This is a genomic window from Bradyrhizobium icense (assembly GCF_001693385.1).
Taxonomy (GTDB): Bacteria; Pseudomonadota; Alphaproteobacteria; order Rhizobiales; family Xanthobacteraceae; genus Bradyrhizobium; species Bradyrhizobium icense.
In genome coordinates this window covers 6,563,915-6,587,005 of sequence record NZ_CP016428.1, presented here as the reverse complement: position 1 = coordinate 6,587,005, position 23,091 = coordinate 6,563,915, and the positions used below count along the sequence as shown (strand labels likewise).

19 protein-coding genes are annotated in these 23,091 nt (G+C 63.5%); 11 read left to right on the top strand and 8 right to left on the bottom strand.

The window, feature by feature from the left end; all coding sequences use genetic code 11:
* Positions 1 to 183: 183 nt before the first annotated feature.
* On the bottom strand, positions 184 to 1,077 hold the full coding sequence (locus LMTR13_RS30605) for an IclR family transcriptional regulator (RefSeq protein WP_065731017.1): 894 nt from the start codon (positions 1,075 to 1,077) through the stop codon (positions 184 to 186).
* A gap of 207 nt (positions 1,078 to 1,284) precedes the next feature.
* On the opposite strand from LMTR13_RS30605, the gene LMTR13_RS30600 reads away from it, so the two are divergent.
* The 3 genes from LMTR13_RS30600 to LMTR13_RS30590 are packed head-to-tail and all read left to right on the top strand — an operon-like array spanning position 1,285 to position 4,212.
* On the top strand, positions 1,285 to 3,084 hold the full coding sequence (locus tag LMTR13_RS30600) for a thiamine pyrophosphate-binding protein (RefSeq protein WP_065731016.1): 1,800 nt from the start codon (positions 1,285 to 1,287) through the stop codon (positions 3,082 to 3,084).
* 21 nt (positions 3,085 to 3,105) lie between these two features.
* Positions 3,106 to 3,810 (top strand): SDR family oxidoreductase, encoded by a 705-nt coding sequence (locus LMTR13_RS30595; protein WP_065731015.1) that lies wholly within the window; start codon positions 3,106 to 3,108, stop codon positions 3,808 to 3,810.
* An 18-nt stretch (positions 3,811 to 3,828) separates the two neighbouring features.
* Entirely contained in the window at positions 3,829 to 4,212 is a 384-nt protein-coding gene (locus tag LMTR13_RS30590) for a cupin domain-containing protein (RefSeq protein ID WP_065731014.1), read from the top strand.
* Between the two features lie 74 nt (positions 4,213 to 4,286).
* On the opposite strand, the gene LMTR13_RS30585 is transcribed toward LMTR13_RS30590, so the two are convergent.
* The 3 genes from LMTR13_RS30585 to LMTR13_RS30575 all read right to left on the bottom strand — a co-directional run bounded on the left by LMTR13_RS30585 (position 4,287) and on the right by LMTR13_RS30575 (position 6,683).
* A complete protein-coding gene (locus tag LMTR13_RS30585; protein ID WP_065731013.1) occupies positions 4,287 to 4,511 on the bottom strand; it encodes a hypothetical protein in 225 nt (74 codons plus the stop codon).
* Positions 4,512 to 4,927: 416 nt separating this feature from the next.
* Positions 4,928 to 5,728: an SDR family NAD(P)-dependent oxidoreductase gene (locus tag LMTR13_RS30580; protein WP_065731012.1), complete on the bottom strand. Its 801-nt coding sequence runs from the start codon at positions 5,726 to 5,728 to the stop codon at positions 4,928 to 4,930.
* Between the two features lie 13 nt (positions 5,729 to 5,741).
* Positions 5,742 to 6,683 carry a hypothetical protein gene (locus tag LMTR13_RS30575; protein WP_065731011.1) on the bottom strand — a complete coding sequence of 314 codons (942 nt, stop codon included), beginning with the start codon at positions 6,681 to 6,683 and terminating at the stop codon, positions 5,742 to 5,744.
* 196 nt (positions 6,684 to 6,879) lie between these two features.
* Between LMTR13_RS30575 and LMTR13_RS30570 the strand changes: the two genes are divergently transcribed.
* The 4 genes from LMTR13_RS30570 (at position 6,880) to LMTR13_RS30555 (ending at position 14,290) form a co-directional block, all read left to right on the top strand.
* On the top strand, positions 6,880 to 10,353 hold the full coding sequence (locus LMTR13_RS30570) for an indolepyruvate ferredoxin oxidoreductase family protein (RefSeq protein WP_065731010.1): 3,474 nt from the start codon (positions 6,880 to 6,882) through the stop codon (positions 10,351 to 10,353).
* 145 nt (positions 10,354 to 10,498) lie between these two features.
* Positions 10,499 to 10,948: a hypothetical protein gene (locus LMTR13_RS30565; RefSeq protein ID WP_065731009.1), complete on the top strand. Its 450-nt coding sequence runs from the start codon at positions 10,499 to 10,501 to the stop codon at positions 10,946 to 10,948.
* Positions 10,949 to 11,182: 234 nt separating this feature from the next.
* A complete protein-coding gene (locus LMTR13_RS30560) occupies positions 11,183 to 12,754 on the top strand; it encodes an alkaline phosphatase D family protein (RefSeq protein WP_065731008.1) in 1,572 nt (523 codons plus the stop codon).
* 363 nt (positions 12,755 to 13,117) lie between these two features.
* Positions 13,118 to 14,290 carry a thiolase family protein gene (locus tag LMTR13_RS30555; protein ID WP_065731007.1) on the top strand — a complete coding sequence of 391 codons (1,173 nt, stop codon included), beginning with the start codon at positions 13,118 to 13,120 and terminating at the stop codon, positions 14,288 to 14,290.
* A 193-nt stretch (positions 14,291 to 14,483) separates the two neighbouring features.
* On the opposite strand, the gene LMTR13_RS30550 is transcribed toward LMTR13_RS30555, so the two are convergent.
* The gene (locus tag LMTR13_RS30550; protein ID WP_065731006.1) at positions 14,484 to 14,720 is read right to left on the bottom strand and encodes a hypothetical protein; all 237 of its coding nucleotides are present in this window, start codon (positions 14,718 to 14,720) and stop codon (positions 14,484 to 14,486) included.
* A gap of 335 nt (positions 14,721 to 15,055) precedes the next feature.
* Between LMTR13_RS30550 and LMTR13_RS30545 the strand changes: the two genes are divergently transcribed.
* Positions 15,056 to 16,336, top strand: coding sequence for an amidohydrolase family protein (locus LMTR13_RS30545; RefSeq protein ID WP_065731005.1), 1,281 nt, complete (start codon positions 15,056 to 15,058; stop codon positions 16,334 to 16,336).
* A gap of 17 nt (positions 16,337 to 16,353) precedes the next feature.
* On the opposite strand, the gene LMTR13_RS30540 is transcribed toward LMTR13_RS30545, so the two are convergent.
* Positions 16,354 to 18,057 carry an FAD-dependent oxidoreductase gene (locus LMTR13_RS30540; protein WP_065731004.1) on the bottom strand — a complete coding sequence of 568 codons (1,704 nt, stop codon included), beginning with the start codon at positions 18,055 to 18,057 and terminating at the stop codon, positions 16,354 to 16,356.
* Between the two features lie 35 nt (positions 18,058 to 18,092).
* Between LMTR13_RS30540 and LMTR13_RS30535 the strand changes: the two genes are divergently transcribed.
* Both LMTR13_RS30535 and LMTR13_RS41375 read left to right on the top strand, forming a co-directional pair.
* A complete protein-coding gene (locus LMTR13_RS30535) occupies positions 18,093 to 19,079 on the top strand; it encodes a Bug family tripartite tricarboxylate transporter substrate binding protein (protein ID WP_065731003.1) in 987 nt (328 codons plus the stop codon).
* 122 nt (positions 19,080 to 19,201) lie between these two features.
* The gene (locus LMTR13_RS41375) at positions 19,202 to 19,477 is read left to right on the top strand and encodes a helix-turn-helix domain-containing protein (protein WP_335622052.1); all 276 of its coding nucleotides are present in this window, start codon (positions 19,202 to 19,204) and stop codon (positions 19,475 to 19,477) included.
* A 35-nt stretch (positions 19,478 to 19,512) separates the two neighbouring features.
* On the opposite strand, the gene LMTR13_RS30525 is transcribed toward LMTR13_RS41375, so the two are convergent.
* Both LMTR13_RS30525 and LMTR13_RS43470 read right to left on the bottom strand, forming a co-directional pair.
* A complete protein-coding gene (locus LMTR13_RS30525; RefSeq protein WP_065731002.1) occupies positions 19,513 to 20,757 on the bottom strand; it encodes an aminotransferase-like domain-containing protein in 1,245 nt (414 codons plus the stop codon).
* A 62-nt stretch (positions 20,758 to 20,819) separates the two neighbouring features.
* Positions 20,820 to 21,287 carry a DUF3124 domain-containing protein gene (locus LMTR13_RS43470; RefSeq protein ID WP_335622051.1) on the bottom strand — a complete coding sequence of 156 codons (468 nt, stop codon included), beginning with the start codon at positions 21,285 to 21,287 and terminating at the stop codon, positions 20,820 to 20,822.
* Between LMTR13_RS43470 and LMTR13_RS30515 the strand changes: the two genes are divergently transcribed.
* Positions 21,286 to 23,013: a cation:proton antiporter gene (locus LMTR13_RS30515; protein WP_065731001.1), complete on the top strand. Its 1,728-nt coding sequence runs from the start codon at positions 21,286 to 21,288 to the stop codon at positions 23,011 to 23,013. The genes LMTR13_RS43470 and LMTR13_RS30515 overlap by 2 nt on opposite strands.
* Positions 23,014 to 23,091: the final 78 nt, after the last annotated feature.

Here is a 23,091-nt window from a genome sequence, read left to right as displayed (position 1 = left end):
TCTCCTCCCGAGAGTTCGCCCTGACGTTCTCCCCACCGATTCCCGCTTATGCGACAATGTGAGAGACGTTCTTTTATTATTGCATGATATTTCCGGACGCGACGCCGGCTGTCAACGCCAAATGCGTCGCAGGCGTGCGGTAGCGCGCGCCGAGGCGATTCAGAAAGTGCGAAGTCGGGAAAATCAGGAGGATTTGGCGAGATCGCGGGCGCCGAACTCGGCCGACAGGCGGTTCGCCGCCGCCTGCACCAGCTTGGCGCGGCTCTGCAGCGCCTGGTCGGTCATGCGCCAGATCGGACCGGAAATGCCGAGCGCGCCGATCACGTCGCCGGTGAAATGATACACCGGCACCGCTACGCAGCGGACTTCCGCATTGTATTCGCCGTCGTCGAAAGCGATCGCGCTGCGGCGGATTTCGGCGATTTCGCGCATCAGCACGGCAGGATCGGTGATCGACTTCTTGGTCGAGGGCTTTAGCTCGACGCGTTCGAGAAAACGCTTCAACTGATCGGGGCGCAGCGAGGCCAGCATGATCTTGCCGAGCGCGGTGCAATGCGCCGGCCGCACCACGCCGACGCGATCCGTTAGTTGAAATGCACCGGCCCCGCTGGTGCGGGCGATCACGACGACAGCATCGCCCATGCGCACGGCAAAATGACCGCTCTCTCCGGTCTCTCGCGACAGGTCTTCCAGAATGGGCGTCGCGAGATTAACCATCTCGATTTCGTCGAGCGCGCTGGCGGCGAGCGCAAACAGCGGCCGGCCGACGCGGTAGCGTTTGGAATCACGCTCCTGCCTGAGATAGCCGAGCGAGACCAAGGTCTTGGCGAGGTGGAAGGTGGTGGAATTGTGCAGGCCGACCAGCTTGCTGAGATCAGCCAGTCCAATGCCTTCGCGGTGGCGGGCGACTTCTTCCATGATCGAAAACGCGCGCCCGAGCGACTGCACGCCGCCGCGAGCGCGCTCCTCGGCCTCGTCGTCGATATTGGGCTCGCTCGACGGCACCAGCCTTGCGATCGAAACCTTGCGTGGACTTGCCGGCTTGTCGCTCGTTTTCGGATTGGTGCGCGATTTCACGGAATCAGTTCTCCAGGTGGCTAGGCAAACTCTATCAGGCCGCCCTTGCCCTTCAACAGCATCCGCCCCCAGTGGAGGCGCCAAACTGGCAACATACCACAATAGCAATTGACGTACAGTATTATGAGAAATAGGTTCGCGGGGCCGCCGACCGCGCGAAGCAAAGACGCGGAGGCGAATTGGTTGGGCTAAGGGAGGGAGTGGTCGATGTCGCGTAACATGCTCAACGGCGCTCAGGTCATCGTCGACTATCTGATCCAGGAAAAGGTGCCGCAGGTGTTCGGCCTCTGCGGCCACGGCAACATCCAGTTCATCGACGCGCTGTACGAGCGTTCCCACGACATCAAGACCATCTCGGTCCATCACGAGAGCGTCGCCGGCTTCATGGCCGACGTTTACTACCGCGTGTCGGGGCGCCCGACGGCAACCTTCACCTCCTGCGGGCCCGGCTCGGCGAACCTGCCGATCTCGCTCGCCAATGCCTTTCTCGATTCCGTGCCGTTCCTGGCGGTGACCGGCAACGTGCCGACCAGCCAGTTCAACCGCGGCGCCTTCCAGGAGATGTACCGGCACCATCAGGCCGATTTTCCCTCTACCGTGCGCACGATCTGCAAGAAAGTGTTCCAGCCGACGCGCGGCGAAATGGTGCCGCTGGCGGTGCGGCAGGCCTGGAAGACCATGACGACGGGCCGCCCCGGTCCCGTGGTGCTCGACGTGCCCTTTGACGTGTTCATGGAATCGGCGGCCGAGGAGGCGCCGAACGCGATCGAATGGAATGCCAATATATCGAGCCGCTGCGGCGCCGATCCGGAGGGCGTGGTGAAGGCCGTCGACATGCTGCTCTCAGCCGAGCGGCCGACGTTCATTGTCGGTCAGGGCGTGCGCTATGGCGGTGCGGCGGAGGAACTGCTGCGGCTCGCCGAGCGGCTGCAGATTCCGGTCGCGGCTTCCGCCAGCGGTCTCGGCGCGATCGATTGCAACCATCCGCTGGCGCTTGGGCTGGTCGCGCGCGCCGGGCACTATCAGGCTAACCATGCAACGCGTCAGGCCGACGTGCTGCTCGCCATGGGGATGCGGTTCGACGACCGCACCTCGAGTTCGTGGATCCCGGGCTACTCCTTCACCATTCCGCCGACGCGGTTGATTCATGTGGACATCGATCCCGAGGAGATCGGCCGCAACTATCCGGTCGCACTCGGCCTGATGGCCGACGTGCGCACCTTCCTGCGACAGGTGCATGCCGAACTCGATCGTCGCGGCGATCTCTCGAAGAAGCTGGACGCGCGCAAGAAATGGCTCTCGCAGATCGATGGCTATCGGAAAGAGTGGGACAAGTTCGTCGCCCCCGGCTTTTCCGACGACACCACGCCGATCAATCCGCAGCGTGCCGCGCTCGAAATCGACAAGGTGCTCCCCGAGAATGCGATCCTCGTCAGCGACATCGGCGTGCATCACAATTGGCTGCTCGGCTTCTGCAAGCCGCGGCGGCCGGATTCACTGATCGGCTCGATGGGGTTCGGCCCGATGGGCTTCGGCGTTGCCGGCGTGATGGGCGCGAAGTTTGCCGCGCCCGATCGCCCCTGCGTCTCAGTGTGCGGCGACGGCGCGTTCTTCATGCACGCCAACGTGCTGGGCACGGCAGTGGAATACAATCTGCCCGTGGTCTGGGTGGTCTGGAACAACTACGCCTACGCTTCGATCCGCGGGTTGCAGCGCGGCTATCTCGGCGGGCGTGAGCTGGCGACCGACTTCCACGATCCCAACACCGGCGAGCGCTACAATCCGGACTTTGCCGCGATGGCGCGTTCCTGCGGCGTCGAGGGCGTGCGTGTCGGTCGCGCGGGCGATCTCGGCGAGGCCATCCGCAAGGGCATCGCCGCCAACAAGCCCTACCTGATCGACGTCGACATCGCCGCCGACATCAATCCGGTCGGCGCGGGCGTTTGGGAATTGCCCGGACTGGGCCAGAGCAAGGCCGGCATAGGCACCCGCTATCAGCCGGCCTGATCCAATCTTCGAGGGAATCGCATGTTGCTAGCAGGCAAGAAGGTCGTCGTCGTCGGTGGCTCGTCCGGCATCGGTCTTGCGGCCGCAGAGATGGCGAGGCGCGAGGGCGCCGACGTCATCATTGCGTCCCGTAACGTAGAGCGGCTCGACAAGGTGGCGGAGAAGCTGAATGCGATCGCGATCCCCGCCGACGTCACCAGCGATGATAGCGTGGCAAACCTGTTCCACCGTTGCGGCCCGGTCGATCATGTTGTCGTGACGGCGGCGCAGCTTTGCACCGGCTCGTTCAAGGCGGTCGCGATGGAGGATGTCCGCGCTACCATGGAAGGCAAGTTCTGGGGTGCGTGGCGGGTCGCGCGCGAGGCCGAAATCCGTCCCGGCGGATCGCTGACGCTGGTCTCGGGTTTCCTCAGCGTTCGCCCGCGGCCGAATTCGGCAATCGTCAGCGCCGCCAATGGCGCGCTGGAATCGCTGGCGAGGGCGCTCGCGCTGGAATTGGCGCCGGTACGCGTCAATGCCGTCTCTCCCGGCGTGATCGACACCCCGATCCGCGCTGCGATGCCGGAAGAGGCGCGGCGCGACATGCTGGCGAAGACGGCGGCCGCGCTGCCGGTCGGCCGCGTCGGTGCGGCTGAGGACATCGCGCGGCAAATTTCGGCGTTCATGGCCAACGGTTTTGCCACAGGTTCGATCGTCTATATCGATGGCGGGGCGCTGGTGATCTGAGCGGCGGAGGCAGCAATCATGGCTTCAGAAAACAATGGCGCATTCATCCGCAACATCGTCGAGGTACCTTGGCGCGAATTCCCCAATCACTTTGGCGGCGCGCTGTCAAAACCGCTTGTCATGCCGGAGACCGCGGGCTCGCGCCACATCGACTACCGCATCTCGATGTATCAGCCGATGGCTCATGTCGCCCGCCACAAGCATGCGATGCAGGAGCAGGTCTATCACGTGCTCGAAGGCGAGGGGCTGATGGAGATTGCCGGCAAGAACCATGTGGTGCGCAAGCACGATTTCATCTTCCTGCCGCCCGGTGTCGAGCATGCGATCTCGAATTCCGGGCTGGTCGATCTGGTGTTCCTGGTGATCACCTCGCCGACGACGGATGAGGAGAAGCCGGTGTGAGCTGCGTTCCCCGGGCGCAGCGTAGCAGCGCTATGCGCTGCACCGCGTCAGGGACACGGAACCGCGAAAGCAAATTAAGCCGCGAGATCCTGTAACAGCAGCGACGAGCCGCGAATCAGCACCTTGCGTCCCTTTGCGGTGATCGCGGGTGCGTCGCCGTTCATCACGGCGAGTTCGAGCGCGATCAGGCCGTCGATCGTGGTGCGGCTCATGCGCGGCAGCCTTGATGCTGGCGTGCGCAACGCCTTCAATGTTTCCCACTGGGACGGCGTCAGGTCGTAGTCGAATTCTTCGTTCATGGTGCCTCGGCTTCCACAATTCTTGTGGCGCCTCATAGCGAGCGCACATGAAATTCGTGCGACCGCAACGAGTCGGGATTTCGACAAGCGACGATGCGCTGTCACATCATCGTGTCATTGGAATTGGTCGATGTTGTCGAATCACGCGCGTGGGCCAAAAACAAATGACGCCGGCGCAGGTCGCGTGAGCACGGGCGTCAAAAAGAGCGCCCAATCGTCGCAATCGTTAAGAGAAAGTTACTAACCAAAAGTAAACGTAAGGGGGTACAGATGCGTTTTTCGTGCTGCGCACGCTCTGTCAGACCTCCTCACCATGAGGGTTTGATAGGGTGGGCAAAGGAGCGCTAGCGACGTGCCCACCATGTCTTGCGACGCTCAAAATGGTGGGCACGTTTCGCTCTGCCCACCCTACAATTCTATCCCCGCCGCACGCTCGCGCCGCCGTCGACCGGCAATGTCACGCCGGTGATAAAGCTCGCTTCGTCTGACGCAAGGAACAGCGCGGCGTTGGCGACGTCCCAGCCGGTGCCCATTTTCTGGCGCAGCGGCACCTTGCTGTCGCGCTCGGCCTCGATCTCCGCGCGGCTCTTCCTGAATTCGCGGGCGCGGGTGTCGACCGCCATCGGCGTGTTCATCAGCCCGGGCAGGATGACATTGGCGCGGATGCCGTATTGGGCGTTCTGATAGGCGAGCTGTTCGGTGAAGGCGACCATCGCCGACTTGGTCGCCTTGTAGGCGACGTAGGGATAGGTGGTGATTGCAGCCATCGAGGAGATGTTGATGATCGCGCCGCTTCTTTGCTGGCGCATGATCGGGATCACGTGCCTGGCCGCCCACACGCAGCTCTTCAGGTTGATCGCGACGCAGCGGTCGAACGCTTCCTCCGATATGTCGAGGAGTTCGGCGTCGCCGCCGGCCAGGCTGACGCCGACATTGTTATGCAACACGTCAATGCGGCCCCAGCGTCCTTTCGCATCCTCTACCATCCCCTTGAGTTCGGTATTCTTGGTGACGTCGGCTCTGAAGGCTGCCGCCACGCCGTGGCTCTCGGCGATCATGTCGACCGTCTCCTGGGCAGAGGCAAGATTATGATCGACGCACAGCACTTTGGCGCCTTCGCGCGCAAAAGTGAGCGCGGTAGCGCGGCCGTTGCCGATGCCTTCGCCGGGGCTCTGGCCGGCGCCGACGACGATGGCGACACGATCTTTCAGGCGCATGTCATTTAACTCCCTAGCCGTAGAGCGCTTGGTGCTCCTGCTGATAGTTGGCGTAGGAATCCTTGATGCTCGCCATGTTCAACAGCATGGTTGCGACCGGTGTGTCGTCGGCTGCGAACACGGTCGTGCGCATCCACACGCTTTCGGTGCGGCGGCTGCCGCTCAGCGCGACGACCTCGCGTTCGGTCGCATAGCTCTCGCCGACGAACAGCGGCCCGCGCAGCAGGCGGATCTCCTGATCCGCGAACAGGCCGACGGCGGGGCCGCGGACCGGCAGCCGGTCCTCGCGGGCGCGGTATTGAAACAGCACGCTCAGCATCTCGAACGGGATGATCGCCCGTCCCCAGGGATTGATCTCCTGCGAATAATACGCCGAGGGTTCGGTGATCACCTTCAGCTTCTCGGCAAGCGAAAACGGATAGAGATCGCCCATGTGCTGGTCGAAATCCATTTTCACCGTCTGGCGCGGCGTCTTCATGCCCACCTTGAGGTCGGCGAGGATGACGGGATCGGCGAGCGGCTTCAGTTCGCCGAGCCGCCGGGAGAGCGCCGTTTCGGTCACGTCGCCGACGGAAGCGGTGCCGCGCAAAATTTCGGTGCCGTCGCGCCTGGTCATGCCGATCGCGCAAGTGGTCTGCCCCGGCTTCGGTTTCTCGATGTTGGCCTGGACTTCCTCGCCTTCGAAGGCGGGATTGCGGTAGTGCGCGGAAAGGCATCCGGTCTCGAACCAGGCCTGGCCCCAGATGCGTTCGCACAGCGGCGCGAACTGGCTGAAATGGGTCGGGCCCTCGATGGTGCCGCCCTGAAAGCCGAGCTTCTGCGCAGTCGCATCGTCGTGGATCGAGGCGTGCGAATCATAGACCTGCGCGTGGAGCATTTGCCTGGGGCTCCGCCAAGGCCCGACGAGCAGATTGCCGCTCTCCAATATCTCGGTCCTGAACGCCGCTTCTGTCATCCCTGGTGTCTCCCTTTGGCGCGCAGCGTTTCAAAGAAGACGGGCGCCTGCAAGAGGCCGGCTGATCCACAAGACGGGCGAGATATGCCCTGCGGCCATGGATTCACGCTGGGCACGCATAGCAAAACCGGTGCATGGTGTTCACAATTAGACCGGTTCAAATAACCGGCGGAACGTGCGACGGGGAGCGAAAGAAATGGCGTTGGTGGAAGTTGGGCTGGACGACAAATACCGGCTGGATGCGAAGCGAATCTTCCTGTCCGGTACGCAGGCGCTGGTCCGGTTGCCGATGTTGCAGCGCGAACGCGATCGCGCGCAGGGGCTCAATACCGCCGGCTTCATCTCCGGCTATCGCGGCTCGCCACTCGGCATGTACGATCACGCGCTGTGGCGCGCCAAAACTTTCCTCAAGCAGCATGACATCGAGTTTTCACCGGGTCTCAACGAGGACCTGGCGGCTACCGCTGTGTGGGGCAGCCAGCAGGTCGGCATGTTCCCGGGCGCCAAGGTCGATGGCGTATTCGGCATCTGGTATGGCAAGGGCCCCGGCGTCGACCGCTCCGTCGATGCGCTGAAGCATGCCAACTCGGCGGGCACCTCGCCGAATGGCGGCGTGATTGCGCTGGCTGGCGACGACCATGGCTGCCAGTCCTCGACACTGGCGCACCAGAGCGAGCAGGTGTTCGCGGCAGCGTTGATGCCGGTGGTCAACCCGGCCACGCTGCAGGATTATCTCGATCTCGGCATTTTGGGCTTTGCGCTGTCGCGCTATTCCGGATGTTGGGTTGGCTTCAAGGCGATTTCCGAGACGGTCGAAAGCTCGGCCTCGATCGTCAGCGATCCCGACCGCATCAAGATCATCACGCCTGACGATTTCGAGATGCCGCCGGGTGGGCTTTCGATCCGCTGGCCCGATGCGCCGATGGAACAGGAGCGGCGGCTGCACGGCCCGAAGATGCAGGCGGTCGCGGCGTTCGCACGCGTCAATCGCTTCGATCGGATCGTGCTGGATTCAAAACCGGCGCGGCTCGGCATCATGGCGACCGGCAAGGCCTACCTGGATCTGCGGCAGGCGCTGGCCGATCTCGGCATCACGGATGCTGAAGCGCAGGCGCTGGGATTGCGCATCTACAAGGTGGCGCTGACCTGGCCGCTGGAGGAATCCGGCGCGCGGGCCTTTGCCGAAGGCCTGCAAGACGTGCTCGTGGTCGAGGAGAAGCGCGGCTTTATCGAGGATCAGCTTGTCCGCATTCTCTACAACATGGATGCCGCGAAGCGGCCTTCGGTGGTCGGCAAGCGTGATGAGAGCGGCGCCATGCTGCTGCCGAGCGAAGGCGAGTTGACGCCGACCATGGTCGCGGCCGCCGTCGTAGCGCGGCTCCGCCGGCTTGGGCATCGCAGCCCGGCGCTGGAGCAGCGTCTCGCAAAGCTGGAAGCGTTCGATCGGCCGGCCGATGGGGTCGGCGCAGCAAAGCTGCAGCGCACGCCGTATTTCTGCTCGGGCTGTCCGCACAACACCTCGACCAAGATCCCCGAGGGCAGCCGCGCGATGGCCGGCATCGGCTGTCACGGCATGGCGCTGTCGGTGCCGAACCGCCGCACGCAGACGATTTCGCATATGGGCGCGGAGGGTGTCACCTGGATCGGGCAGGCGCCGTTCACCAATGAGCCGCACGTATTCCAGAATTTGGGCGATGGCACCTACACCCATTCCGGCCTGCTCGCGATCCGCGCGGCGGCGGCGGCCGGCGTCAACATCACCTACAAGATTCTCTATAATGATGCGGTCGCGATGACCGGCGGCCAGCCGGCCGAAGGCGGGCTTTCGGTATCCCAGATCGCGCATCAGGTTTCGGCAGAGGGCGCCAAGCGCCTTGTCATCGTCTCCGATGATCCCGAGAAATATCCGGCGAATTATTTTCCCGCCGGCGCGACCGTTCACCACCGCCGCGAGCTCGACGCGGTGCAGCGAGAACTGCGCGAGGTCAAGGGCCTCACCGTCCTGATCTACGACCAGACCTGCGCTGCGGAAAAGCGCCGCCGCCGCAAGCGCGGACTCTATCCGGATCCGCCGAAGCGTATTTTCATCAACGAGCGCGTCTGCGAAGGCTGCGGCGACTGCTCGCAGGTCTCCAACTGTGTCTCGGTGCAGCCGCTGGAGACCGAGTTCGGCCGCAAGCGGCGGATCGATCAGTCGAACTGCAACAAGGACTTTTCCTGCATCGAGGGCTTTTGTCCGAGTTTTGTCACCGTGCATGGCGGCAAACTGCGTAAGGCCGACCGTGCGGCGGCCGATCCTTCCGCGCTGTTCGCCGACCTGCCGACGCCGGCACCGCTGGCGCTCGATGGCGCCTACAACATTCTCGTCACCGGCATCGGCGGCACCGGCGTCATCACCATCGGCGCGCTGCTCGGCATGGCCGCCCATGTCGAGGGCAGGGCGTGCTCGACGCTCGACTTTACCGGATTGTCGCAGAAGAACGGCGCGGTGATGAGCCATGTCCGCATCGCGCCTGTTGCGGATGATCTCTCGACCGTCCGTATCGCGCCCGGCGGCGCCAATCTCATCCTCGGCTGCGACATCGTGGTCGCCACCAGCATTCCGGCGCTGAGCCGGGCCGAGCGCGGCGTGACGCGGGCGATCGTCAATGCCGACCTGCTGCCGACCGCGAGCTTCGTCATCAATCCCGACATCGATTTCGAGGCGGGAACGATGCTGGAGGCGCTGAACGAGGCCGTCAGCGCCTCCGACGTCGACATTCTCGATGCGACCGGGCTTGCCACGGCGCTGATGGGCGACAGCATCGCCACCAACGCCTTCATGCTCGGCTTTGCGTTCCAGCGCGGGGCGATCCCGCTGTCGCTGGAAGCGATCATGAAGGCCATTGAGCTCAACGGCGCGGCGATCGAGATGAATAAGCTCGCATTCTCCTGGGGCCGGCTCGCCGCGCACGATCTGCAGCGTGTCGTCAGTGCGGCGCGCTTCAAGAGTTCGGGCGCGGCGCCGGTCCGGCGGACGCTCGAGGAGAGCATCGCCTTCCGCGCCAAATTCCTGGCCGATTACCAGGATGAGGCCTATTCGAAGCGCTACCTCGCTGAGGTCGAGCGCGTCCGCGCCGCTGAAGCCAAGGCCGCGCCCGGATCGCATGATCTCACCGAAGCCTTCGCAAAAGGCCTGTTCAAGCTGATGGCCTACAAGGACGAGTACGAAGTTGCACGGCTTTATTCCGACGGCGAGTTTGCGAAAGCACTAAAGGAACAGTTCGACGGCGACGCGAACGTCAAGGTCAGCCTCGCGCCGCCGCTGCTGGCCAAGCGCGACAAGGTGACGGGACACTTACGCAAGCGCGAATTCGGCGCCTGGATATTCCGCGCCTTCGAGATCCTCACGTGTTTCAAGTTCCTCCGCGGAACCGCGTTCGATCCGTTCGGCTATACGGCCGAGCGGCGGATGGAGCGGGCCTTGCCGGGCGAATATTCCGCGATGATCTTCCGTCATCTCGACCGAGCCCCGCCGCATGATTGGCCACGTCTGGTGGCGCTGGCGAAATCAGCGGAACTCGTTCGCGGCTATGGCCACGTCAAGGAAGCCAACGTCGCGAAATACCGTGCGGAATGTACGCGGCTGGAAGCGACGATCGGCCAGCCGGTGGCGCAGGCGGCCGAGTAGGGGCTGTTCATCCGGCTCGTGAACTTTTTCACAGGCTGGATCAGTCACCGGTAACCTCAAGGGAAAGGAACGGCTGGATTTGTCCGTTCGGCTCCCTACATCACGGCTGTTCTTAAATCTTTGGGTTGATTTCAGGAGGCCCGCGATGGTCCTGAAAAGCGCTATTGCCGCAGCACTTTGCACGGGGCTCCTGATATCGGGCAGCGCCGCGCGGGGGGACGAGTATCGCGCGGGCGAGCTCTTCGGCCTCGATCCTTCCCAAGCCATGCTCTCACCGAAGCGGCTCGGCCCGGAAACGCGATTCGCCCCGGTCCGGATCGAGGCCAGAACCGATCGCAAGCCGGTGAAAACGGAACGCGTGGTCGTGCCCAAGGCCGCCGCCGCGCCCAAGGCGGCTGCGCCCAAAACTGCTGCCTCCAAGACTGTCGCGCCCAAGACTCACTTGGCGCATGAACGCGTGCAGAAGCCGCGCGCTGCGGCCCGCAGCACCAAGCAGGTGCGTCGCCACACCAATCCGCTCGACGCCCAGGCCCGCGACACGCGGATCCAGACCTGGCCGTGCAAGTCCGGCGGCATCTGCGACTGGCAGCGGTAGACTAAATTCGTAGCTGCCGTAGGGTGGGCAAAGCGCAGCGTGCCCACCCCATTAGTCCGCAACGTGTTCGTGAATGGTGGGCACGCTGCGCTTTGCCCACCCTACAATTCTACGGCGGACAAGTCGCTCAACCCATCCTACTAATCTGCACCTTCATCCACCTGTCGTAAAACCTTCGGCCAGCATTCAAATTGCTCGGGCACACCTTCGTCGTGATTCGACGAGGGTGCTTCGATGCCGATTGCGATTCGAGCCAAGCCCGCCTTGACGCGGCGTCAATGGTTGGTCCGCTCCGCCGCGACATTCGCCGTCGCCGGTTTCGGCGGCCTCGCCAGACCCTACCTCAGCCGCGCCGCGGATCGGCCGCTCATCACCAGCGGCATTCAATCGGGCGACGTCTCGGCCAATTCCGCGGTGATCTGGGCGCGCGCCGACCGCGCGGCGCGGATGCAGGTCGAATGTTCGGCCAGCGAAGATTTCAAGTCCATCATTGGCACGGCTTCGGCCGATGCGTTGCCGGAAGCCGATTTCACTTCGAAGGTTCTGCTCGACGGATTGCCGCCGGGGCAGGATATTTTCTATCGCGTGCGGTTTGAAAGCGAGCCGGGGATCGCCGGCGAGCCGCAGGTCGGGCACTTTCGTACCGCGCCCACCGCACGGAGCAACGTATCGTTCGCCTGGTCAGGCGATACGACGGGGCAGGGCTGGGGCATCGACGAAAGCCGTGGCGGGATGCGGACTTACCGCACGATGCTCGACAACCGCCCCGACTTCTTCATCCATTGCGGCGACCACATCTATGCGGACTGCCCGGTGGAGCGGGAATTGAGGCTGCCCGATGGCGGGATATGGCTGAACGTCATCACCGAGGAAAAATCCGTCGTCGCCCAAACCCTCGCGCAGTTCCGCGGCAATTACAAATATAACTGGCTCGACCAAAGTTTCCGCGCCTTCCATGCCGCCGTCCCCCTGTTCGCGCAATGGGACGATCACGAGGTCACCAACGACTGGGCGCCGATCGGCACGGCCGACGAGACCGGCTATGCCGAAGACGGCAGCTCGCATCTGGTGGCGCGGGCGCGCCGCGCGTTCCATGAATTCATGCCGATGCGCGCGACGCCCGCGCAGGACGGCCGCATCTATCGCAAGATCGCCTACGGCCCGCTGCTCGATGTCTTCATGATCGATATGCGCAGCTACCGCGATTCCACTTTGAACCGGCGCGACGACCACAGCGACACCTGCATCCTCGGCGCGGCGCAACTGGCCTGGCTGAAGCGCGAGCTGGTGGCTTCCGACGCCACCTGGAAGGTGATCGCCGCCGACATGCCGATCGGTCTCATCAGCGAGGATGCGATTGCGCTCGGCGACGGCCCGCCCGAGCGGCGCGAGCATGAGATCGCCGATTTGCTGTCGTTCATGAAGCGTGCCGGCATCCGCAACACCGTGTGGCTGACCGCCGACATGCATTACACGGCCGCGCATCATTATGATCCGAACCGCGCGATCTATCAGGACTTCGAACCGTTCTGGGAGTTCGTCTCGGGCCCCTTGCATGCGGGCACCTGGGCGCCGGCCCCGCTTGACAATACGTTCGGGCCGAAAGCGATGCTCCAGAAGGGCTGCAGCGGCGAGAATCTCGCGCCCTGTTTCGGGCTACAGTTTTTCGGCCGCGTCGACATCGACGGCAAGACCGAAGTGATGACGGTGACGTTGAAGGACGTCGACAACCGCGACCTGTGGTCGGTCGATATCGAGCCCCGCCCGGATGCGCGGCCGGGCCAGATCATGGCGCAGCACATCTGAGGCTCGGTTGCCTCAAGGGCACTACCAGCAGATAGCTGCCGACCACGATGAGCGCTGAGAGGGCGATGATCGCCGAGCACGGCAACGAACGCCCTTACCATCGCACCCCCGCTTGGTTCTGATGCCGCACGCCTTTCTACGCGGGCGATCGAAGGTCAATTTCGCTTAGTGAAACAGCGGGAGCGTCGCGCATCGCGACGAAAAGCCAACCGCGGCCTTGCCGACGGACAGGCGTTGTGCAAATCCCGGCCCTGAGCCGGCTTTTTCGGTTTCATTCTTTTCCGCTGGCCGGAATTCGGGTTTTCGCTACACACGGGCGCGGCTCCAGTCCATACTGGATCGCATCAAAGGGAGGTCTTTCAAATGCGTGAAGCTGTCATCGTTTCCTATGCACGTACGGGGCTGGCAAAGTCCGGCCGCGGCGGGTTCAACATCACCCCGCCGATGTCGATGGCGGCTCACGCCATCAAGCACGCCGTGGAGCGCGCCGGCGTCGAGAAGGAATATGTCGAGGACTGCTATCTCGGCAATTGCGCGCATGGCGCGCCGAATATCGGCCGGCAGGCCGCGCTGCTCGCGGGATTGCCGAAGTCGACCGCCGGCGTCTCGGTGAACCGCTTCTGCTCCTCCGGCCTGCAGACCATCGCGATGGCCGCCAACTCGATCCGCTCTGACGGAGCTGACTGCATCGTAGCCGGCGGCGTCGAGAGCATCTCGATCCCGGGCGGCGGCTCGCCCAAGGAATCGATCGATCCGGACCTGCTGAAGGTCGCGCCCGATATCTTCATGGCGATGATCGACACGGCCGATATCGTTGCCGAGCGCTACAAGCTCAGCCGCGAGTACCAGGACGAGTACTCGCTGGAATCGCAGCGCCGCATGGCGGCCGCCCAGCAGGCCAACAAGTTCAAGGACGAAATCGTCCCGATGAAGACCAAGATGAAGGTGGTCGACAAGCAGACCAAGGCGGAAAGCATCGTCGACTACACCGTCGACCGTGACGAGTGCAACCGGCCCGACACGACGATGGAAGGCCTTGGCAAGCTCGAGCCGGTCAAGGGCCCGGGCAAGTACGTCACCGCCGGCAACGCCAGCCAGCTCTCGGATGGCGCGGCGGCGGTCGTTCTGATGGAAGCCAAGGATGCCGAGAAGCGCGGCCTCAACCCGTTGGGCCGCTTCGTCGCCTGGGCGGCGGCGGGCTGCGAGCCGGACGAGATGGGCATCGGCCCGATCTACGCCGTGCCGAAGCTGTTGAAGCGACATGGCCTGAAGATCGACGACATCGATCTCTGGGAGCTGAACGAAGCCTTCGCCAGCCAGTGCCTCTATTCCCGCGACAAGCTCGGCATCGATCCGGAGAAATACAACGTCAATGGCGGCTCGATCGCGATCGGCCATCCCTTCGGCATGACCGGTGCGCGTCTCACCGGCCACATCCTGCAGGAAGGCCGCCGGCGCAAGGCCAAGTGGGGCGTCGTCACGATGTGCATCGGCGGCGGCCAGGGCGGCGCCGGCCTGTTCGAGATCTATAGCTGAGATCGTCGAACGCAGCGACACGCAAACAAAGAGAATGGCCCCGCGAGGGGCCATTTTTCGTTTGGGGGGCATCCGGACCGAACGCGCGACGCGATGCTATCCGAGGGGGCATGCCGGATTGCGTAGGGAAGCGCATCAGGCAAAATAGAGCCCGGTTCTGATTTCATCAGAGCCGGGATCCAGGGACGATACGTCAGTAACGGTACTTCTTCTTGATGACCACGGTCCTGTGGCCATGATGGTGTCCGCGATGCCAGCCGCGATGTCGCCTGAATTCGGCACGCGCGCCGTGATGGCGGTGATGGGGTCCCACATGGTAGCCGCCATGGTAGCCGCGCTTCTTGATCACGACGGTTTCGGCGCTCGCAATCGACGGCGCCGCAATGACGAGCGCGCCGAGAGCTGCGATGACGTATCCAAGCTTCTTCATTCCAATCCTCCTCGATTGAGCGAGGATAGAACATCAAATTTTGAAGAACGTTCCCGCGGAACTTGAAGAGAATTCTGAACGCTTGTTCAGATGCGTGTGCGATGCAGCCCGAATCGATCATCGTCCGATCGCTTCTTTTGTTGTTGCCGTGTCTCGCATGCGTGCGCCGCGAGAGGCAAAGCTGCGAAAGTCGATACAGTAAGCGCCCACTGGAAGCCGGCAGCGCCGTGCTTCAATCCAGCGTGGGACGAGAATGGGCAGGTCTTACTCTTGCTTGCGGAAGGCTGGGAGCGGGCGCATCATCGCGCCATAACAATCAAATCAGGGAGGCTGCCATGAGCGGAGTTTCACGCCGTCATTTCCTGAGCCTGACCGGATCGGCCGCCATCGCCGGGATCGCCGGACCTGCCAGCGCTGCGATGGGACCGAACGACAAGTTCGACCTCGTGATCAAGGGTGGCGACGTGCTGGATCCGAGCCAGTCGCTCAGGGGCAAGCGTGACATCGGCATCCGCTGGGGCGTGATCGAGGCCGTCGAGAACGAGATTCCGGCCGCGCGCGCCGCCAAGAGCATCGATGCCTCAGGCAGGCTGGTGACACCCGGCCTGATCGATCTGCATTCGCACGTCTACCCCTATGGTTCGGCGATCGGCATTCCCGCCGACGAATTGGTGCAGGCCCAGGCCACCACCACGGTGGTGTCGGCAGGCGATGCCGGCGTCAACAATCTCGCGGCGCTGCGGCGTTACATCGTGGCGCAATCGCGGGCACGAATTTACGCCTTCGTCCATATCGCCAACAACGGATTGTCCGGTTTCCCGGTCGCCGAGCTCTACAACATCGATTACGCGCAAGTCGATGCGTGCGCGATGGCGCTGGCGGAAAATCCGGATTTCCTGCTCGGCGTGAAGGTCAGGATGTCGGAGAACGTCATCGCCAAGCACGGGCTGGAGCCGTTGAAGCGCAGCATCAAGGCCTGTGAAATGTGCGGCTGGCCTGCCAAGATGATGGTGCATATCGGCGGCGTCGAGACCAAGGAGCTGATGTCGCAAATCCTCGACCTGATGCGGCCGGGCGACGTGCTGACGCACGCCTATTCCGGCGCGCCGAATATCGGCGGCGCCTTCACTAACATCGTGCAGGAGGGCAAGCTGCTGCCGGCGGCGCTCTCCGCCAAGCAGCGCGGCGTGATGTTCGACGTCGGCCATGGCGGTGGCAGTTTCGACTTCACGGTGGCGGAGGTCGCGCTTCCTGGCGGCTGTACGCCGGATACGATTTCCTCCGACATCCACGTCTTCTCCGGCAACTCGCCGGGCATGCCGTATTTGCCGAATGTCATGGGCAAGTTCATCACGCTTGGCCTTACATTGGAGCAGGTTGTGGCGGCCGCCACCGTAACGCCGGCGAAAATCATCAACCGCGCACCGAAGATCGGCACGCTGCAGATCGGCGCACCCGGCGACGTCGCGATCCTGGATCTGGTGGAAGGGCAGACCTCGTTCGTCGACACCCGGAACAACAGGCGCGAGGGCAAGCTGTTGCTCAAGCCCGTGCAGACCGTGATCAACGGCGTGCCGTTCGGCAGGCCCTATCAGGCGCCGTTCGCGGTGCGATAGGCAAGCGCACTGGTACTTTACGCAGAAGCGGATGCAAGCTGATGGGCGCGGCCGATCAGCTTGCTGACGAGCGGTGCGGGATCGCCAGGGATTGCGTCGCCGCGCCAGGCGACATGCTGATCGGTGCGCGCAAGGATGAGCTTCCGGCCGCCGGGCGGCTGCGCTTGGTCGCCCGGAACATCGACGACCGCAAACGGCACGCCCTTTGTGCGCATCGCGTCGGCCAATGACGCAACCGCAACATCCGGATCGTACCGCAAGAGCGTATAGCCCGGACCTAACGCATCATAGACCGGCCGTCCGTCCGGCAGTTTCGCAAACGGAAGACGGCACCCCGGCGTCGAGGACGGCGTGAAATTCGCCATCGTAAAGCCCGGATGCTCGGCGCCGTCATAGGCAATGATCGGGGAGCGGTCGTAGAAGTACCCAAAGTTGAGGCCGGCGCAGCAATATTGCTGCACGTTCAGGTCATAGGCCGCTTGCCCGACCTGCTTGCGGACGGCATCGCCCTCCGGCCCCGGCTGCTCGATTGCATCGGGAACGGTGCGGCGCTGGCTCAGGACCTTGCCCGCCATCTCCATCGCAAAGCGCGACACTTGTTCGGTGATGGGAAGGCGCTCGGCCTCATAGGCATCGAGAATGGCGATGTTGGCCCATCCTTGCAGATAGGCGGCGAGCAGCCATGCGAGGTTGGTGGCGTCCGCGATCCCGGCATTCATGCCGTAGCCGGCATAGGGCATCCACAGATGGGCGGCGTCGCCGCAGATGAATGCGCGTCCCTTGCGAAACCGGTCGGCGACGAGGCGACGGCCGAACCAGTCCTCCTTGCTCAGAATCTCGTATTCGAAATCGGGGCCGACGCCGAGGATGGCGCGGATCGAGGCATCGCGATCGACGGATTCAAAGGTCTCATCCTCGCGATTGAGGTGGTTGTGGATCAGCCATTTCTCACGGCCGTCGATCGCGACCACCGTGCCGCAGCGCCGCGGATTGAGCGACAGCGTCATCCAGGCGGGCCGGTCCATCAGGCCGAGCAGGGCGGGCGCGCAGATGTAGGTCGACTGCACGCGCTGGATGATCGGCGTTCCCTGCAGATTGGCGTCGATCGCCTTGCGGACCAGCGAACGGGCCCCATCGCAGCCGACGATGAAATCGGCGTGAATCTGAAAGGCGGCTCCGGTATCGAGGTTGCGGACGGTTGCAACGATACCCTCTTCGACTTCGCTGAAAGCCTCGAATGCGGTGCGGTTCAGAATCTGCAGCCCATCGATGGCGGCGGCGTGGGCGAACAGCACGGGTTCCATATAGATCTGATTGATGCGGTGCGGCGGCTCGGCTGTCGGCCAACCGGTGTCTGGTCCGCCGGTGGCGGTATAGCGGTCGCGCCGGCAGGGAATCAGGATGCGCGAGAGCTCGATGCCCGTTGCCGTGGTGCGGTAGGAGCAATCGTTCGGGTAGTCGGCCGGTAATCCGGCGTCGCGCAGCTTCTGCGCCAGGCCTAACCTGCGGAAAATCTCCATCGAGCGCGACGAGATGTGGTTGCATTTCACGCTCGGCGGCTCGCGGGCGGCGCGTGTTTCTACGACGGTGGTGGCAATTCCCCGGGTTGCGAGGTCCATGGCCAGCGTGAGACCGACTGGACCGCCGCCGACCACGAGAACGCTGGTCTTCACCATGTTGCTTACCGCCTTGTCGCTTGCTGCGTTGGGCCGATCATGCATTACTGAGCGCCACAGAGATCATCGGGGGACCCTCAATGTTTCCGTCGATCCGGCAAGCCATGATCCGCGCCCTTGTTGTTGTTTTGTCGCTGTCATTATCGGCGATTGAAGCAGCAAACGCATATCCCGATCAACCCATCAAGATCATCGTGACGTTTCCGCCCGGCGGCAGTGCCGATATCGTGATCCGTGCCCTGCAGCCGCTGCTTTCGGAAACGCTGCGTCAGCCGATCGTCATTGAGAACCGGGCGGGCGCGGGCGGCAATATCGGGATCGGGGCAGTGGCGCAGGCAGCGCCTGATGGCTACACGCTCGGCGTGGCCGCGGCCGGCGTGCTGACCGTCAACCCGCATCTCAACCGCGCGGCGATGGCGTTCGATCCCGTCAAGGATCTGGCGCCGGTCACCTTGCTGGCGGAAATCCCGTTCGTGCTGGTGTCTTCGCAACAATCGGCTATTGCCTCGGTCGCCGATCTCATTGCCAAGGCCAAGGCTCAAACGGCGGGCCTGTCGATCGGCCATGGCGGCAATGGAACGGCGATGCACTTGACCTCGGCCTTGTTCAACCAGAAGGCCGGTGTCGGAATTCAACTGATCGCCTATCGCGGCACCGCGCCGGCGACCACGGACGTCCTTGCCGGCCACGTCCCGCTGGCCGTGCTGGATATCCCTGCATCCAAGCAGTTGATCGGCAACGGCAAGTTGAAGGCACTCGGCGTCTCTGCGGCAAAACGTGTGGCTTTTCTGCCCGACGTTCCAACGCTGGCGGAGCAGGGCCTCTCGGGATTCGAATCGGTCGGCTGGTTTGGTATCGTCGCGCCCGCCGGCACGCCGCCCGACATCGTCAAAACGCTGAATGCCGCCTTCGTGAAGGCGTTGAGCGACCCCGCGGCGATCGAGAAAATCCGCGTTCTCGGCGCCGAACCCGCGCCCACCTCGCCCGAGGCTTTTGCAAAGTTTATCCAGAGCGAGAGCGTAAAATGGGGCAAGCTGATTACCGAGGCCGGCATCAAGGCTGAATAGGCGCCGGCCACGGCCTGTGGGCCGATTGATCAAAATCAAATTGCACGGTGGCCAACGCCGTTTGATCCCGATCAATGCGAGGGCTTTTTGCTTGACCACGATGTCGGGCAAAAGGATCGAACGTGGCACACAGCGAAAGCCTATCCCACAGCGAGGCAGCGACGGACCGCCCAATTGGGCCGATCCCGTATGACGAGGACGGCAGGCTGCCGCACGAGAGCGAATTTCTCAGCCAACTCGGCGACCGGGTGCGCGAAATGCGGACGCTGCGCGGCATGTCGCGCCGCGAGCTCGCGCGCCGGTCCCGCATGTCCGAGCGCTACGTGGCGCAGATCGAAGCCGGCAAGGGCAACGTCTCGATCGTCCGGCTGCTGCGGATCGCACTGGTGTTTCGCTGAGAATAGCCTCCGCGAGGAGTTGAGCCGGAACAGGCTCAACTCCGCGCCCGCTTCTCCACATTAGCAATCCGCGCCGGCACCCCAAACTCCTTGCGGCAGACTTCGGCGAGCACGGCCACGCCCTCGCGGATCTGTTCATGGGAGGGACTGGCAAAGCACAGCCGCAACCGGCTGCCGGCATAGGCCTTGTCGGTCGACCATTCCGGTCCGGGATTGATGGCAACGCCTGCGGCGAGCGCGGCCTGATAGAGCTTCAGCGTATCGACATTGTCGGGGAGTTTCAGCCACAGGAAGATGCCGCCCTCGGGCTCCTCGAACTCGGCCGATGTGCCGAACTGCTCGTTGAGCGCTTCCATCAGCGTGTCGAGCTTGGCGCGCAGGCCGCGTGTCAGCTTCGGCACGTGGGTCGAGAAATGCGGCGCGCAGTACTCCGCCAGTACCATCTGCTCCAGCGCGCCGCTCCCGGCGTCAGTCTTCAGCGCCAGCATCCGCGACATCATCTCCCAGGGTGCCACGATGAAGCCGACCCGCAGGGCAGGGGCGATCGATTTCGAGAACGAGCCGATGTGAATGACGCCGCCGTGCGGGCTCATGGCGTAGATCGCGGGCGGTCGCTCGCCCCTCCAGATCAGGTCGGCGTAGCAATCGTCCTCGAAAATCGGCACGCCGTATTGCTGTGACAGCTTCAACATCTCCGCGCGGCGCGCTTGCGGCAGGATGCTGCCGGTCGGGTTCTGCACGGTCGGGATGGTGTAGATATATTTCGGCGTGATGCCGCGGCTTTTGTGGTCGGCAAGGGCTGCCGCCAGCGCATCCATCCGCATGCCCTGGTCATCGAGGGGAATGCCGACCGCCTTGACGCCGAGCCGCGTCAGCCGGGTCAGCGCACCTTGATAGGTTTCCTGTTCGACCAGCACGGTGTCGCCGCGCGCCAGCAGCGTCTGGTTGACGAGATCGAGCGCCTGCAGCGAACCGGAGACGATCATGATGTCGTCGGCGATGCAGGCGATGCCGGCGTCGCGCTTGAGTTTCGCGGTGAGGAATTCGCGCAAGGGGCGATAGCCCTGCGGGCCGCTGGCGAGGCCGTAGGTCGCGAGCGTCTTGCCCTCGCGCCGGAGCACGGCATTGACGGCGTCGATCAGGCCGTCGACCGGAACCTGCTCGGGATCATTGTTGCCGCCGACGAAACTGTATCTGGCAAGCCCCGTCCACCGCGCCGCCGGCGCCGGCAATCCGGCAGGCAGCAAGGGCGCAAAATCGAAGGGTGCAGCGGTAGACATGAATGTTCACTCCATTTTGTTTCTTGTTGAGAGGGCCGAGAGGCCCTCCGGCTCGTCGTTGTTCAGCCCGGGTCTTGCCGGCGATGCCGATCGGCCGCCCCACTGATGAAGGCGTTATGTCCGGCTCCGACGCCGCCGACCATCGGCGCCTCGACCGCGGGCTCGGCGATCTCACCCGTGGCCGCCCAGCCGACCACGAAATTGGCTCCCGTTCCGCCGCGCACGTCGTTTGCGGCGATGAAGACCTCGGTGGTAGCGAATGGTTTTAGCGCAATCGGGGACTTGAGGTAGCTATCCACCATCTTGCCTGCTGTGTCGAAATGGGCGATCCGCTCTGATACGAGGGGGCGGGAGTTTGCGAAATTCTGTTCGATTCCGCCTGCGGTTCGGGCGCTGGCGGTGGGGGCGTAGAGGATCGACAACGTGGCCAGAATCGCGGGAAAAGCCCCCATTCCATGGCTGTGACACATTGCTTGTTTGACCCTTGCGCCGGGACCTCTAGGTTGCAAAAGGGGGAAATCCGGAACCATGCACGAACTTATTCGCGATATCACTCTGTGCATCCTGTTCGCCTGGGGGCTCGGCCTGCTGGCGCATTTTTCCCGGCAGCCGCTGATTTTGGCCTACCTTATCGCCGGGTTCGTCATCGGTCCATTCGGCATGAAGTGGGTCGAGTCCCAGGATTCGATCACCGTCATCTCCGAACTCGGCCTGATCTTCATGCTGTTCATGATCGGGCTGGAAATCGACCTGAAGAAGATCGTGCGCGCCGGCAAGGTGATTCTGTTTGCCGCGGGCGGGCAATTGGCCGGCGGCGTCCTGCTCGGAATATTGTTTTTTATCGGGATCGGGCTGTCGATGGGCAGCGGCCATTTCGATGCGCTCTATCTCTGCGTCGCCTGCGCGCTGTCGAGCACGGTCATCATCGTCAAGGTGCTGTACGAGAAGCGTGAGCTCGACACGCTGCCAGGGCGGATTACGCTCGGCGTGCTGGTGCTGCAGGACATCTTCGCGATACTGTTCCTGGCGGTGCAGCCGAGCCTCGACAATCTGCAGGTGAGCGTGATCCTGCTGTCGATCGCGCGGGTCGGCGTGCTGGTGATGACTGCCCTCGTGCTCAGCCGCTACGTGCTGCCGTGGCTGTTCCACCAGATTGCGCGCCGGCCGGAACTGATCCTGCTCGGCGCACTGGCCTGGTGCTTCCTGATCGGCGAGATCGCGGAGAGGCTGCACCTGTCGCGCGAGATGGGCTCGCTGGTAGCGGGCGTTTCGCTGTCGACTTTCCCCTATGCGCTCGACGTCTCCGCCAAGGTCACGACGCTGCGCGACTTCTTCATCACGCTGTTCTTCGTCTCGCTCGGCATGACCATCCCGATCCCCGGTGCGTCGGTGATCGGGCTGGCGCTTGCGATCGCGGCCTTCACCGTCGTCAGCCGCATGGTAACGACGTTCACGCCGCTCTATCTGATGAAGCAGGGCCTGCGCGCCAGCCTGTTGCCGGCGATCAACCTGGCACAGATATCGGAGTTTTCGCTGGTTGTGATCCAGACCGGCGTGACGGCGCATCACATTGGACCTGAGACGTCGAGCGCGGCGTCGTTTGCCTTCGTGGTATTGGCGGTCCTGAGCACCTTCGTCATGGGCCGCAGCGATCAGATCACGCGCAGCCTGATCGGTCCCCTGAAGCGGATAGGCTTGCGCGATCTCGATCACAAGCATGAGGCCGACGGAGGGCACGATGCAGGGCACGGGGAGGCGCGCCGGATCGTCATTCTCGGGTTCTTCCGCGCCGCCAGCGCGCTGGTTGCCGATATCGAGCGCCTCAATCCGGCGGCGCTGGAGCAGATCACCGTGATCGACTTCAATCCGCTGGTGTTTAGGACCTTGACGGACCGCGGCATGCACGTGGTCTATGGCGACATCAGCAACGTCGATACGCTGGTGCATGCCGGCGTCGGCAAGGCGGAGCTGATCATCCTCAGCATCCCGGATTCGCTGTTGAAGGGCGCCGACAACGAAAAGCTGGTCCGGCACGTCCGCTCGCTCAATCCGACCGCCAAGATCGTCGCCACCGCGGAGATCCTGGCCAACGTCAACGACCTCTACGAGGCCGGCGCCGATTACGTTACGGTGACCAGGCTCAGCGACGCCCACGAACTCTACAAGGTGATCGAAGCCGCCCAGGCCGGGCTCCTGGAGGACAAACGCGCCGAGACCGACGCGCTGCTCAGCGAGCGCCGCGAGGTGCTGCCATAGCAGGAAAGATGGCGTCTCGGGCCGGCGATTTACCCAACGGGCATTCGCCGGCTGCGTGAGAGGGGCTATAATCTCGCA